This is a genomic window from Fibrobacter sp. UBA4309, assembly GCF_002395745.1.
In the GTDB taxonomy this organism is placed as follows: domain Bacteria; phylum Fibrobacterota; class Fibrobacteria; order Fibrobacterales; family Fibrobacteraceae; genus Fibrobacter.
Window position 1 is genome coordinate 1 of record NZ_DGUN01000078.1, and the last position, 14,195, is coordinate 14,195.

Here is a 14,195-nt window from a genome sequence, read left to right on the forward strand (position 1 = left end):
GGACCTTGTCCATGTCGATGCGGCCCGTTTCCTTGTCGACTTCGTACTGCACGAAGTTGTAGAGCATGCCGGAGAAGTTCACCGGATGGCCGTGAGAAAGGTGGCCACCGTGGTCGAGCTTGAGGCCGAGGACCTTGTCGCCCGGCTTGAGGACGGCGAAGTACACGGCGGCGTTGGCCGGAGAACCGGATAGCGGCTGGATGTTCACGTGGTCGCAACCAAAGAGCTTCTTGCAACGTTCGATGGCCAAAGCTTCCATCTTGTCGATCACTTCGTTACCACCGTAGTAGCGCTTGCCCACGTAGCCTTCGCTGTACTTGTTGGTCAGCACGGAGCCCATGGCTTCCATGACGGCCTTGGAGGTGTAGTTTTCAGAAGCGATGAGCTCGATGCCGTATTCCTGGCGTTCGGCTTCTTCCTGGATGATGTTATAGATTTCCGGATCGGTCTGTTGCAGTGTAGATTTGAGCATTTAGCTACTCCTTGGGATTTTTGTACGGGGGCAAATATAGCATTTTTTGCCCCATTGTACAGGAATAGCCCCGGCAGACCAAACTCTTATCTCGGACCGGCCTGCGTCTTTACACGGACCGTAAGATCCGCATCTGCTTGATCCACAACGACTTTATAACTCGGTTTAAACCTCGGAGTCTTCTCCGAAACGTCGTCCCCGCCGTTCCCGAACCAGTTGTCGAGCATATAGGGGAATCCCTTCGTCGCCATATCCGGTGCGCCAGCCTCGGTTACAAGACGGTAGTCGGCAACCGGAGTCTCGTTGTTGAAGACGTTGCTTTCGATGTAGCACGAAGCGGAATCCGAACACTCAATGCCCGCCTGCGCCACATCGTAGAAGAAGTTGTCATAGGCATGCATCTTGCCGTACCGCGCCACGACACCGCGGGCGTCCAAGCCGGCAAAGTAATTGTGGTGCAGCGTAAACGTCTGCAGGGAATCCACGAAGATATCCGGTTCGAGCCCGAACAGAATACCCGTCTGCGCATTTTCAAAGCGGGACCAGGAGACCGTCACATTATGCGAGCCGCGTTTCACGTCGAGCTGCACGAGCGGGTATTCCTCGAAGGTGCAGTGGTCCACCCATACGTGGTGCGAACCGTTATGGATAGAAAGCGCACGGCGAGAGCTCGTATCAAGCGCGGTAATGGCAGGAGCGGTAAACATGAGGTTCTCGAATACCAGATTGCTCGAAACATCGGTCAGCACGCCCATGCCAGCGATACGGATATCGCGGCCGCGGCCGTCAATCGTCTTGTCGTTCTTGAGGCGGAGCGGGGCCTGCAGATTGTATGTACCGCTCTTCTCGAACAGCACCCACGTAGGGCCGTCCCTGTAGGCGCAATCGCGCAGCGAGCCCGGCGCAATTACCGCCGTAGTCGTCGCGTTGCCCGCAGAATCCACCTCGGTAGTATCTTCGACTATCAGGTAGTCCTCCGTCGTCGTCACGATGCAGATTTCGCCTTCGGCACTCGTGATATTGCCAAGGCTGTCGGTGACGCCCGAAGCGCCGAGCGTCCCGACCGCATATCCTTCGATTTCCGCGAGCAACGATTCATGTTCACTCCAATCCTTCCCAGGATACTCGCTAATTGCAGATTTCTCCGGCTTGACAACATTGATATTCGAATCGGAACAGTCCACGTAAAGCGTGTCGCCGGCAACCGCCTCGACAATCGCCGAGCGGGCTTCCAGCGGATTCCCGAACTGCACGTCGAAATTCCCTTCCGGGAGCGAATCGATGACGAAATGTCCCGTGCTGTCGGGAACTACATAACGGTCGAGGCCCGCAACGCGGACCACGGGAGCGGATTCGCCAAGCAGTACGAACCCTTCGATAGAAGAAAGCGCGCCCAGCTTGACCGTATCGACCCTGGAAGCGGAAGCGTAGCCACCATAGGCCACCTGGCGCACGGCGCCCGTCGCCATCGTCCCGTCCACATGGCGGGCTTCCAGCGTATAGTCGCCCGGTTCCAACACCATCTCGACAAAACCGTTCCCGTCGGCCTCCTTCCACTGCGCCAAAGCGGAACCGTCACTCAGATAATTCTCCGGAAGCACGCGCACGCGCGCATACGGCGCCACGCTCCCGTCCGAACGCTGCACATGGAATGCTAGCGTCGACTCGGCTTCCGTACCGCCGGCAACCTTGTTGCCCTCGCTGCTGGAGCAGGCGGCAAGGAATGAGACCGCGAGAGCCGCCGGGCCCAAAATCCATACACCCTTATTCATCATCCACACCCTCCGATCTTTCGGCCCCGGCATCAGCAATTTCCTGCCCGCGAATACGGCGCTTGCGGCCACGGCGCTGCGGCGGCGGATACGGATCCGAAAGCGGGAACAGCTGCATTCCCATCTGGAACACGCGATTCGGCTTTTCACACTGCGAGACCTTCGCAAGGATTTCCCTGCGGAACCTGCGCACCATCTCCACGAGCTCGCCGTATGTAGTCTCGTCGCAGGCGAACGCGAGCGTCGAAAGGTTGCGTTCGTCCTTGCCAAAGCGGTCCATGGCATCCTGCGCCACGTTCAGGTTCTGCTGGATATACGAATTCACCGCCGTGCTGTACGATTCGGAGCCGCTCGAAATAAGGCCCTGCGTCTGCTCGTAAAAACCGGTCCCGGGATTCTTGCGGATCATCGAAAGCCGTTCCAGGAGGGCAATCGACGAGCGCACCTGCGAAGCGGTAATCGGCGGACGCACCATGAGCCCGAGAGCCGCATCGTCGCCCACGTACGGGTAGAACGTCACGAGTTCGCGGATAACCGCATGGTACCAGTGGTCGAAATACTCGAATTGGTCCTTGGCCACGTTCTCGACCTTGCACTCCTTGGTCGCCACGAGCTTTTCCAGAAAACGCCTGCTCTCGGAATGGTTCTTCGCCTGGTTGAAGGCGACCATATCGGCAAAATACGCCTTTTCGCGTTCGTCATTACAGAAAATATCGGCAAAAACAGAAACAAGCCGGGCAGTCAGATTGCGCTTGCCCTGCAAAATCTTGTTGAACATCGAGGCGTCGATCCCGGCGCGCTCGGCAATATAGCGATGGCTAAAGCGCCAGTCTCCCGCATGGCGCTCCTCGTAGGCATCGCGCAAAAATTCGCGATAATTCAAATACTTAAACAAATCAGTCATTTCGTAATGAATATAGCAAAAAAGTCCACGTTTTGAACAATAAAAAGTCTACAATTTGCAAAGTGTGAGCGAAAGCAAATTCATTCAGAAAGAAACCCTGCCCTATCGGTTGAAATAACGCCCGCGCGGGAGCCCCTTGAGCTTCTGTCCCGCCGGAACGGACTGCCCCTTCGCATTGAACGTCCCCGTCGCGGCGCGATGTTTCTGTTCGGCGGGCATGCGCACGATGCGCGTCGTAGACGTATCGCCTTTTACCTTTGCCGGCTTACCACCCAAACGATAAACATTATCATTGGTAAACGCCACCATATCGATATTAGGGCCGCCATCGCTAGTGAGCGACGTAAATATCAGGTCAAACTCGCAAGCATCCAGCCAGATTCCCTCCACATAAGCCGTATCCCAGGTATCCCAGCTTCCCGTTGACGGGAATTTAATTTCGTATTCCTTGGCGTCAATTTTCACCTTCATGTTACGATCAGACGAACCAGAAAAAGCATAGCGAACCATCATTCTTGCATCAGTTGCAGAACGATCCGAAACAAGCTTATAAGCAGCATAACTGCCTACTTCATTATAAACATTAACGAATCCATTTCCCACATACCCCGCATGATCCTTATCAGTCGACCCCGTTACATCATCAGGATCAGCCATATCAATGGGCGAGCGCCACACCGAAGTTCCTTCCAATTCTGCATAGGGACTTTCTATGTCACTAGATGAGCCCGGCACAGAAGAAGAACTAGAACCCTGCATTTCAGAAGAAACGGGATCATCCCCCGAGGCAGTCGCCACACAAGCAGAGCCACCCTTAAACATGGCCGTATATGTTACATCTCGACCGGGTGTATTAAAGCCGTAATACAACTTATTTGTTGAAATCTTGTTGCATTTGTCATCGGCCCAATATTCAAAAGTTTCTCCATTTGCCGGAGTCACACGGAGCGTCATCGGGGTTCCCGCTGGGAATAGCTGATTCTGCGTAATCAAGCCCTTTGTTGCTATATTCGCTTTTACAGTCACTTTGAAGCGAGGCTTGATTGCGGACACGAGCGTTGTAAGTGCAGTTTTAGATTCTGCCGAGAGATAGCTTGCAGAAAGTTCTTCCTGCAGTTCTTCCACAATCATGCCGCAATGACCCAGCGACCCCATAATCTGGAAATGCGTATTTCCATCGGTACTTCCATTCGGGAAATGCGGATACAAGCCGGCATCCAGTTTCAAATACAAATACGTAGTCACGTAATCGGGAATATTCTTGTACGTGACATTGTACGTATTATACGATTTCATATTCAAATCTACAAATGGAATCTTGTTGGATTTGGCCAGTTGTTCCATTATACCACGAGCATCATAGTTATTTGCCCCAGTTGAGAATATATTGCGGGAACCATTCATGTTCATTGGAGAAACAAGCACCGGGGTTGCACCATGCTTCAGGGCCACGTCTATATACTGCTGCATATACTTCGGAAAATCTTCAATAGGAGTATAGCGATCTTCTTTGGTATAATCTCGGTCATTATGGCCGAACTGTACAAAAACGAAATCGCCCTTCTGGATAGAAGGCTCAAGAGCCTGCAAACGCCCTTCGACAATAAACTTCTTGGAGCTCCGGCCTCCAATTGCAGCATTGTTAATTTTTACGCGGGCTCCATCAAAGAAATAATTAAGAACCTGTCCCCAACCCGTTTGAGGGTATGCCTTATTGTGATCGTAATTGCAGACCGTAGAATCGCCTATCACGTGAATCGTAAAGCTCGTGGAATCGCTCACGGCGACACCCGCGAACACGGCCGCGGCGATGAGGAATTTGACCAAACGTTTCATTTTTCAACTCCCATCGTCATTCTGAGGGGCTTCGCTCCGAAGAATCCAGTCATTAAATATGCAGGTCTGGATCCTTCCGCTACTTCGTAGCGTCAGGATGACGTTCTAATTTTTCACCTTTATCCAGTTTGCGTTGAACTTTTCACTACCCGAACGGACAACGACGCGGTAAAGCCCCGCCGTGCGCACCATCTTCGACAAGTCCACCTCGCCCGCAGACATGGACTTGCGAACCACCAGGCGACCGCGCATGTTGAACACGCTCACTTCGACATCGCGCGAAAGCGCAAGCACGTTGCCACGCAACTTCGCTCCTGCCGCAACAACAGTCGACCGCGGCATAGCAATCGTCCCGGTAGAATCGTCGCAACCATCGCTTACGCGGCACACTCCATCGATGCTGAAACCGAAGGCATCGATATTCGGCGCACCGTCACTCGTAAGCGAAATAAACTTGAGTTCCGCCTCGCCAAGCGGGGCATCTATCACCACATAGGCGGTATCCCAGTTTTCCCAGCCACCCGTAGGCGGGGCGTTCACTATGTAATCGTGATCGAGATAAGCATTGAACGTACGGTTTGAATTTCCGCCGTTCGCATAGCGCACCGCAAGCGTCACGTTGCCCGCACCCGGGAACTTCATCTTGTAGCTGGCAAAAGAGTTCATCTCGTTCGCCACGTTGAAGAAGCCGAGTCCCGTATGCGCCCAGTTGGTATCCGATGTTCCGATTCCCGTATCGGGCTTGTAGGCGTCAAAGAACTTCTTGATATCCTTGTCGACCGGCACGGTCGTCTCTTCGCTCCCACCCGGCGTGGTGTACGGCACAAACGTCACATCGTCCAGGCTCTTGGGCGTCGTTATCGGGAAAGCCTTGAGGGCAGCCCCGTCACCCGTGTATTTCTGTGCCGTACCGCCTTCATATACTGCGGTAAACTGCGTTGACGAGCTACCCATCACGAACGTATGAATGTACGGGGACTTCACCTCGGAACGGCTCGATGCGCCGACCTTGTTGCCGTTGCCATCGTACCAGCCCAGGAATTTTTTGCCACTCTTCGGAATCGTCTTGAGCAACACGGTCATGCCCTGCGGATAATACGCATTTATCGATGTCGCCTCGGCAGAGCCTTCCGGAGAGACCTTCACATCCACCTGGTACATGGGAGCCATGTACTCGCCCAATCTTTTCACGGTCGTATCCGAGTGGGCGCGCATCTGCTCGGTAATGATTCGTCCGAAGGCGTTCGCACCGTTCATCTGCAGGTGAACCTGGTCGGCCTGGTCGCTCTTGATATTAGAATACTCTTCACTGGTCGCATAGTAGTAAAGGAATTGCTGCGCATAACGCTCGCCCACAGAAATCATGAGGTTCGCGACCATCTCGCTCATGTCGATAAACGGAACATTCAGTTCGTTGGCAAGTGTCTGGTTAAGCGCCGGATAACCGCGATAGCTGTTATGAATCTGCGTCGGGGAATCAAATAAACAACGGCGAATCGGGCTCATGATGATGGGGTTCGCCCCCTTGGCACGAACATCATCGACCATCTTTTTCATGTTGGACTTGTAAAAATCCTCGGTACTGTAATTGTTGTCGTTAATCCCGAACTGGATGACAACAAAATCGCCGGGCTGCAGTTTTTCGGCAATGCAGTTCCCGTTGGAACAGCCCTTCTTGAAGAACATGTCGTAGTAACCGACAGCCGTCCCACCGTTCTTGTCTTTGCCGCCGCCACCCAGCGACATGCCGCCCTGGCCGCGGTTCACTACCGTAGCCTTGGCCGGGTCAAACCAGAATTGAAAATCCTGGCCCTGGCCCTGCTTGGGAAACCAGCCTACGGCCCAGTCCTGCATGGTGGAGTCGCCGCACATATAGATGGTCACCTTCGCCCACGCGAGCGGGGCGACAATCATCGATGCGATAACGGCGGAGTGCCAAAGTTTAGTAAAGCAGTTCATAACATCCCATACCCTATTTTAGTGAATCAGTTTTTTATACTGAACATTCCCTTCTGCTTCTGCAGTCCATCCATTTTCACCTTCACCACGTACATTCCAGCCGGAAGTACGCCGTGTTCAAGTGCAAGCACGCTCTCGCCTGCCGTCACGTTGCGCGAAATGGATGCACGTACATGGCCGGAAACATCGTAGAACAAAATCTCGACAAAGCCGGGGACCGAAGTAAAGAGCGTTCCCTTCGCCGGGCTGTAGTAGAATCCCCTATCCAGGTTCACGACCGGAAGGGCATCCTTCTTGTCGCCAGTCTTGGTAGAGTCGGTCTTGGCGGTATCCTTCTTGGTCGTATCGGGCTTGACCTCGGCGGCCTTCACCACGATCTCGCCCTTAGCCGTAGAGTTGCCGGCCTTGCTGCCCGTCGTGGTCAGCGTGAACGCAAACGTTCCCGCCTTGCTCGGCTTACCAGAAATCTTGAGCGTCTTCGCCGCAGAATCCACCTTGGCAGAAACACCTTCAGGCAGGCCGTCCACCTTGACTCCCGTACAGAAGATGAAACTGTAGGAGATATCGCTAATCGCGTTGTTCACGGTGACAGTCTGCTTTTCGTTACCGACGCTCTTGGTGATGACGGCATCCGGATACACCGCATACTCGTTTTCACCCACAGCATAAACATTAGGCTTCGTGAGCTTCTTGACCATATCCGGCAGGTAGTAGCTCGGATGCGGCGGCAGGTTATATGCCGTATTCTGCCATGCAACTGCCTTACGGTACTGAACATCGTGCATCAGCGTGTAAAGGCGGTGCGGAGTCGTCACCGGAGTAGAGAAAATGTATATCTTGGAGGAATCGCTTTCCGAACGGAAAATCATTTCTTCACGCCAGTCGCCAAAGATGTCCGCCACCAGGTTCGGATAATTTTTCGCACTCTGATTTCCTATCAACCCAAGCGACGTCTCGCCATCAAAATAGGTTTCGATTTTCCTATTCTGCTGATTAAACTTGCTCACAACCGGGCCGTTCAGGAGTTCGTCCTGAAGGTCGCCGTCGAAATAAATCCTGAAGCTCGTCGGAATCACGCGCCCCAAATAGGGATCTTCCGGATCGAGGGAATCGGAGAGCTTAATCGGCGTTCCCTTGGCCGAATGCATTTCACTCGGCACGTAAGACCACAACTCGTAACCGCGGCTGGTGGAATCGATATCGGCAGCCATGGCACGGCCATTTTCCTTCTGCATAGAAGACAAGTCACCAAACAGGAATTTACCCTTGTCATCGCGAAGCTCGGCGACATACTTGGTACTATCAAAATGCGAGTGAATCGCCCAAACTTCTAGGCCCGCATGGTCCGGGTCAAAATCACCGACATAGGCGACATAGCCAACACCAAGCCCGGTTGAATACCGCACCGTTCCGTCGTGATTCAGGGCCGCGGACCCATACACGATTTCATCGAGGCCGTCGCCATCCAGGTCACCCACAACGATATTGAGGTTGCCCTGGCCAAAGAGTCCCTCGCCCGGAGTTTCGGACTTGTGGAACCAGCGCTGCTTCAGGTTCTTGCCGTCAAAGTCATAAGCCACCACATAGGCCGCCGAATAGTAACCGCGGGCAGTAATCAAACTCGGATGGACGCCATCGAGGTAAGCCGTCGCCGAAAGGAATCGGTCGCAGCGGTTACCGTAGGAATCGCCCCAGTTGAGGCCCAGGGAATCATAGGGGCCAAAATTTCTGATATCGCGCGACGGGAGATAGTCAATCGTCGTGATTTCAGAGCCATCGCTACCCCTGAACACCGTCAAGTATTCCGGACCCGTAATAATCATCCCCGACGCATTGCGGTAATCCTTGGAAGAATCCCCGATGACCTTGCCCTTGCCGTCAATGGTTCCGTCTCCGGTCTTCATGACAATTTCGGCCTTGCCGTCACCGTCATAGTCATACACCTGAAACGGCGTGTAGTGCGCACCCGCACGGATGTTCCTGCCGAGGCTTATGCGCCAAAGTTTTTTACCGTCGAGCTTATAGGCGTCGAGGAAAACCGTTCCCGTATAGGAGCCAACCATCGACTGCGAATTGTCCTTGAAGTTGTCCGGGAACCACTTCACGATCAGTTCATATTCACCGTCACCATCCAAATCGCCGACACTCATGTCGTCCGGATAATAACCGCAGACCGTATTTACGGAATCAGGCATTACCTGGCTTGCAGGGCGGTCCAGCTTAAGCACCTTGTACGGGAAGGTCTGGCCGCCAAAGGCAACGGTCGAATCGAAAACAAAGGACACGGCCTTCTTTTCGCCTTCCTTGCCGTCTACAACAGCCGCAACCGAGTACTTGGACGTAATCTTCCCATCCTTGTCCAAAAAGTTGGTACCGGCAGTCTTGCCGATTGTCGCAATCTTTTCGCCGTCACGGTAGAGGTTGAATTCCGTATCGGAGCTTTCGGTGCCGAGGAGGCGCCACGAAACGAGCATCCCCGCCTTGCCGACATTCGAGACGAGAAGGCCTCGGTCGAGGGCCTCCATCTGGCGAGGCAACGCGAAGGAAAGAAGCGGCAGCGCAAGGACAAGCGCCGGAATTACCGCAAGAAAACCTAGACGAGGATGTCTTTTCATAATTTCTCCTGACATTTTTGGTTATGAACCAAACATCCTTTATCCTTAAGCAATTATACTAAAATCTCCTATATACGGACTTCTGCACAAGCTTGCCATCGACCTTGACTTTCAACACATACACGCCCTTCGGGAGCATTTCGGAATCAAGATTCAGCGATGTTAAACCAGAATTTACACTTCCCGAGACGCCCATGCGCATCGTTCCCGACATGTCGTAGAAATAGACCTCGGCAAAACCGGCACGCGGCGTGAAAAGAACGCCCGTGGACGGATTGAACGAAGCAATTCCCTTGAACGGAACCGTCGGCAAGCCATCCGTAGAATCCGGAATCTTCTGGGTACCATCGTAAATTTCAACGCCGTCGATACCGAAGGTGAACATGTCGAAGTTCGGGCCGCCGTCGCTCGAAAGCGAGCTGAACTTGAACGTGTTCACGCCGGCCGCCAAAGTCACGTCGACCTTCGCCTCGGCATAAGTCGTCCAGTCTCCCGTCGAGGGGAAGCTCATGTTACCGGCAGATTTTCCGTTCACGCTCAGCGCCATGTTGCGGGAATCCGCACCGCCGTTCGTGAAGCGCACCGTAAGCGTCGTCTTCGCCTCGGTCTTCGAGAAGATTTCCCAGGTGCCGTAGCTCGTGAGCGAATTGGCAAAGTTGTAGTAGCCGTTCTTGAGAAAGCCCTCGTTAGACGACTCCGTAGCACCCTCGCCATCCTTGGGCGTAGAGGCGTCAAGCTCGGACTTACCGGTATTCACCGCGGGAGTCGTGTCAATCGGGTTCGAAACTTCGCCTACAACGGAGATGGACGGCTGCTTGAGCGACTTGACCATATCGGGCAAGTAGTAACCCAGGTGAGGCGGCTGGTTGTACGCAACGTTCTGCCAGGCTATCGAAACGCGGTAAGTAGCGTCGTGCATCAGGGTGTAGACGCGGTGGGGCGACGTAAACGGAGTCGTAAAGACAATGACCTTCGAAGGGTCGGAACCGGAACGTACGATGAATTCCTCGCGCCAGTCGCCAAAGAGGTCGGCCACAATACAGGGGGTAGCCTTGGTCCAGTTGTTGAGCGAAGCGCCTTCCACGCTGTAGAAACTGAACAGGCGGTCAACGGTCTTCTTGCTGGAATTGTACTTTTCGATCTTTCCGCCAGTGGCGCCACCGTTTTCCACTGTCGGGCTGCCGGTGCCATCCATCAGTTCGTCTTGCAGGTCGCCGTCAAAGTAAATGCGGAAGTTCACGGAAGGCTTGGTCGAGTTGAGGCGTTCCCCCTTCACCGTGCGAATGCCGCCGCTGGTGCCCGACCACATTTCGAAACCGCGGTTAGTGGAATCGATATCGGCAGCCATGCCGCGACCGTTGTCCACGTTCCCGGCCTCGGTCTGGGTCGTCCCCCAAATCACCTTGCCGTCCTTGTCGCGGAATTCCTCGCTATACTTGTTCTGTTTTTCCTCGTGCACGTCGTAGAGTTCCAGGCCCGGATGGTCCGGGTCCATGTCGGAGAGGTGCATGGCATCGCCATGACCGAAACCCGTGCGGTAACGGAGCGTTCCGTCGGAATTGAGCGCCGCAGCACCAAAAACAATCTCGTCCTTGCCGTCGCCGTCGATGTCGCCCACGGTAACGTTGTGGTTTCCTTCGCCGTAGAGGCCCTGGCCGGACTTGTCGGACGTATGCTTCCAGCGCTCAACGAGCTTCTTGCCGTCGAAATCGTAGGCGGCAACGTATGCCATCGTATAGTAGCCGCGCATCATCACCACGCTCGGACGTACGCCGTCAAGGTAGGCAACCGCCGCAAGGTGGCGTTCGCTCCGGTTTCCGTAGGTATCTCCCCAGGAATTCGTAACATTGCGCTTGGGCCAGTAGTCGATAGTCGATATTTCTTCGCCGGTATTGCCCTTAAACACCGTCAGGTACTCGTTGCCGCTCATAATGCGGCCTGCGGAGGTTCTGTAGTCCTTGCTCGCGTCGCCAATGACCTTGCCCTTGCCGTCAACCGTGCCGTCGGAAGTCTTCATCACGATTTCGGCAATCCCGTCGCCATCGAGGTCGTAAACCATGAACTGCGTGTAGTGCGCACCGGCGCGGATGTTCTTGCCGAGGTCGATTCTCCAGAGGCGCGTGCCGTCCAACTTCATGCCGTCTACAAAGACCGAGCCCGTATAGCCGTCCTTCGAGTTGTCCTGCGCGTTGCTCGGGTCCCACTTGAGGACCAAATCCAGCTGGCCGTCGCCGTCGAGGTCGCCCACGCTCATGTCGTTCGGGGTGTAGTTACATGTCGAGCCGTCGGGCATCTTTTGCGACGCAGGGACATCGAGCTTCAAGACCTTGTAGGGGAAACTGACGCTGCCTTCCTTTTTCGAATCGGTAAAGACGACTTCGGCAGCAACCTTTTCGCCTTCCTTGCCGCCCACTACGGCGGCAACCGTGTACTTGGACGTAGCTTTCCCATCCTTGTCCAGGTAGTTGGTTCCCGCCGTCTTGCCTATGGAGGCAATCTTCGTACCATCGCGGTACAAGTTGAACTCGGTATCCGGAGCTTCCGTACCGAGCAGGCGCCAGCTCACGAGCACTCCCGAGCCCACGTTAGCGACCGTAAGCCCGCGGGTAAGGTTCTCCATCTGGCGCGGTGCGGCCCCGGCGCTTTGCGGAAGGCCCGCAAAAACAGCAAAACACGCCATCATCGACAGCGTTCCAACAAACTTTCCCATATCCTTTTTCGACATACAAGTCACTCCCTACAAACAAATATCATTTACTAATCTATTCTTGTCTCATCCAAAAGCGATTTTTCCGTTGATTATTTATCAAAAATTTACCTTTCTAAAATATAAGCAATTTTTTATAAAAAGTCTACGTTTAAAAGATTTTTTTACATTATTTGGCGTTTTTAGCGTATTTTAACTAATTTAAAAGTCTACAATATTTTCGAGTATCCGGGCAAAGGGTCCAAACCGTCCCGAAACCCCGTTCCATTTTCTATAATTGACCCCGTATGCCCAATTGGTGGACGAATTTTTCATGGGAAAGGCTGTTTGACAATATCGCCGAGCGGTCCCCCACTTTTGTAAAGGTCATGGTCGTGACCGGGAAATCGTTCCTGTACTATCACGGGATGACCCGAGCCGCCAGCCTCACCTACACCACGCTCGTGGCCGTCGTCCCCCTGTTAATTTTGCTCACTTCCATTACGCTCTCTGTCGGTTTCGGCAATTTCATGAGCGACTACCTGCCCATCATCCTCGACATGCTGGGTCTGGACTGGCCCACCGACCAGGTGCAGGCCATTGTCAGGAACGCCGAGCACATTCCCATCGGCAAGCTCGGCTTTATCGGCGCCCTGGGTCTCTTTGTTACCTTCATCCTAGCCTTCGGCAGCCTGGAATCGAATTTCAACGTCGTCTGGGAAGTCAAGACTTCGAGAACGGTCATCCGCCAGATACAGGTCTACACCCCGTTCCTCGTGATTTTCGCCGGTTTTATCGGGATGTTCGCCGGATTCGTAAACCACGTGCAAGACGTGCTTTCCATGATTGTGGTCGACGGGTTCCATTTTTCGCCGGAACTGCTCAAGATACTCATCACGGCGTTCTGGTACGTCGCCTTCCATTTCGCGTCGATGCTCCTGATTTTCCTGATGCTCTACGCCCTCCCGGCCAGGAGCCTCCGGCAGCGCGAAACCGGAGTCATGCCTCCTTACCGCAAGCGCAAGCTGTTTGCCGTCTCGCTGATGGCGACCTTTTTCTCCTGGATTGCCATCAACATTTACGTAAAGATCCTCATGCTCATCCAGACCGCCATGGTCACGCGTATGTCCATTTTCTACGGATCGCTCGCCTTTATACCGCTGTTCCTTTTCTTGCTGTTCGGAGTCTGGTCCATCATCCTTTGCGGCAACAGCCTCGTATGGACAATCTGTTACTGGCCGGAATCTTCCGAAAAGAAATGGAACTGGAAAGCAACCCTGGAGGATGTCCACAATGAAAAATCTAGCAGCGAAAATTAGCGCATTCAAGTTCGCCACCATGTTTTTCATGGTCCTGGCGATGGCGGCTTCCAGTTTTGCAGAACTGGCCGGCATGAACGACAATTCAACCACCGAATCGGGCAGCAGTAGCGCCATGACCGCGCTCGTCGGGCTCGGCGGAGGCAACTCCATGATTGCCGACGACGGCGTAATTTTCATGACGCTCCGCATCGGTGTCGACGTGAAGCAACTGTTTGCTACGGGAGCCTGGTTCACATCCACCATCGAGGACGTCCGCAATTACAACGTCGGACACAAGCAGATGCTGAACTACAACGCCTTCGGCGCCTTCGTGGAACTGTTCCCGCTGCGCTTCGACAAGTTCGCCGTTTCCGTACCCATAAAGGTCGGCGGCGGCGCGGTGAACGCCATGGACAAGGGCGACGAAGCTTTTGAATCCGAGGAATATTTCTTTACGGCCGACATGGCGGTGCATTTCAACTACCGCCTGACCAAGATGCTCGAAGTCTCCGTCGGTGGCGGCTACCGCATGTTCGCCGGCATCGACAAGAACAACCTCGAGAACATGGACTTCAACACTCCGTTCGGAGAACTGAGGTTCACGATTAAGGAATGATCGATAATTGATGATTGATGATGGATAATGTAAC

General features: G+C 53.9%; 8 protein-coding genes and 1 pseudogene. 2 read left to right on the forward strand and 7 right to left on the reverse strand.

From position 1 onward, the window contains the following. From B3M32_RS11440 to B3M32_RS11470, 7 genes and pseudogenes are all read right to left on the reverse strand, one after another. Positions 1-472, reverse strand: a pseudogene (locus B3M32_RS11440) (serine hydroxymethyltransferase); the annotation flags it as partial. A gap of 86 nt (positions 473-558) precedes the next feature. After that, positions 559-2,247, reverse strand: coding sequence for a right-handed parallel beta-helix repeat-containing protein (locus B3M32_RS11445; RefSeq protein WP_290747009.1), 1,689 nt, complete (start codon positions 2,245-2,247; stop codon positions 559-561). Next, positions 2,237-3,148, reverse strand: coding sequence for a TIGR02147 family protein (locus B3M32_RS11450; protein WP_290747013.1), 912 nt, complete (start codon positions 3,146-3,148; stop codon positions 2,237-2,239). The genes B3M32_RS11445 and B3M32_RS11450 overlap by 11 nt, the downstream gene beginning before the upstream one ends. A 102-nt stretch (positions 3,149-3,250) precedes the next feature. Further along, positions 3,251-4,984 (reverse strand): GDSL-type esterase/lipase family protein, encoded by a 1,734-nt coding sequence (locus B3M32_RS11455; RefSeq protein ID WP_290747015.1) that lies wholly within the window; start codon positions 4,982-4,984, stop codon positions 3,251-3,253. A 105-nt stretch (positions 4,985-5,089) separates the two neighbouring features. Beyond that, positions 5,090-6,943 carry a GDSL-type esterase/lipase family protein gene (locus B3M32_RS11460; RefSeq protein ID WP_290747018.1) on the reverse strand — a complete coding sequence of 618 codons (1,854 nt, stop codon included), beginning with the start codon at positions 6,941-6,943 and terminating at the stop codon, positions 5,090-5,092. A 26-nt stretch (positions 6,944-6,969) separates the two neighbouring features. Then, positions 6,970-9,558 (reverse strand): rhamnogalacturonan lyase, encoded by a 2,589-nt coding sequence (locus B3M32_RS11465; protein WP_290747021.1) that lies wholly within the window; start codon positions 9,556-9,558, stop codon positions 6,970-6,972. A 58-nt stretch (positions 9,559-9,616) separates the two neighbouring features. Further along, positions 9,617-12,283: a carbohydrate-binding protein gene (locus B3M32_RS11470; protein WP_290747024.1), complete on the reverse strand. Its 2,667-nt coding sequence runs from the start codon at positions 12,281-12,283 to the stop codon at positions 9,617-9,619. Positions 12,284-12,552: 269 nt separating this feature from the next. Between B3M32_RS11470 and B3M32_RS11475 the strand changes: the two genes are divergently transcribed. Then, complete coding sequence (locus B3M32_RS11475) at positions 12,553-13,563, forward strand: YihY/virulence factor BrkB family protein (RefSeq protein ID WP_290747027.1); 1,011 nt, start codon at positions 12,553-12,555, stop codon at positions 13,561-13,563. Further along, on the forward strand, positions 13,538-14,161 hold the full coding sequence (locus B3M32_RS11480; RefSeq protein ID WP_290747030.1) for a hypothetical protein: 624 nt from the start codon (positions 13,538-13,540) through the stop codon (positions 14,159-14,161). The genes B3M32_RS11475 and B3M32_RS11480 overlap by 26 nt, the downstream gene beginning before the upstream one ends. Positions 14,162-14,195 lie beyond the last annotated feature (34 nt).

Excerpts from the sequence above, each read along its gene's own strand:
- B3M32_RS11460 (WP_290747018.1), bottom strand. The coding sequence starts at position 6,943 with ATGAACTGCTTTACTAAACTTTGGCACTCCGCCGTTATCGCATCGATG.
- B3M32_RS11445 (WP_290747009.1), bottom strand. The coding sequence starts at position 2,247 with ATGATGAATAAGGGTGTATGGATTTTGGGCCCGGCGGCTCTCGCGGTC.
- B3M32_RS11455 (WP_290747015.1), bottom strand. The coding sequence starts at position 4,984 with ATGAAACGTTTGGTCAAATTCCTCATCGCCGCGGCCGTGTTCGCGGGT.
- B3M32_RS11470 (WP_290747024.1), bottom strand. The coding sequence starts at position 12,283 with ATGTCGAAAAAGGATATGGGAAAGTTTGTTGGAACGCTGTCGATGATG.
- B3M32_RS11480 (WP_290747030.1), top strand. The coding sequence starts at position 13,538 with ATGAAAAATCTAGCAGCGAAAATTAGCGCATTCAAGTTCGCCACCATG.
- B3M32_RS11475 (WP_290747027.1), top strand. The coding sequence starts at position 12,553 with ATGCCCAATTGGTGGACGAATTTTTCATGGGAAAGGCTGTTTGACAAT.
- B3M32_RS11450 (WP_290747013.1), bottom strand. The coding sequence starts at position 3,148 with ATGACTGATTTGTTTAAGTATTTGAATTATCGCGAATTTTTGCGCGAT.
- B3M32_RS11465 (WP_290747021.1), bottom strand. The coding sequence starts at position 9,558 with ATGAAAAGACATCCTCGTCTAGGTTTTCTTGCGGTAATTCCGGCGCTT.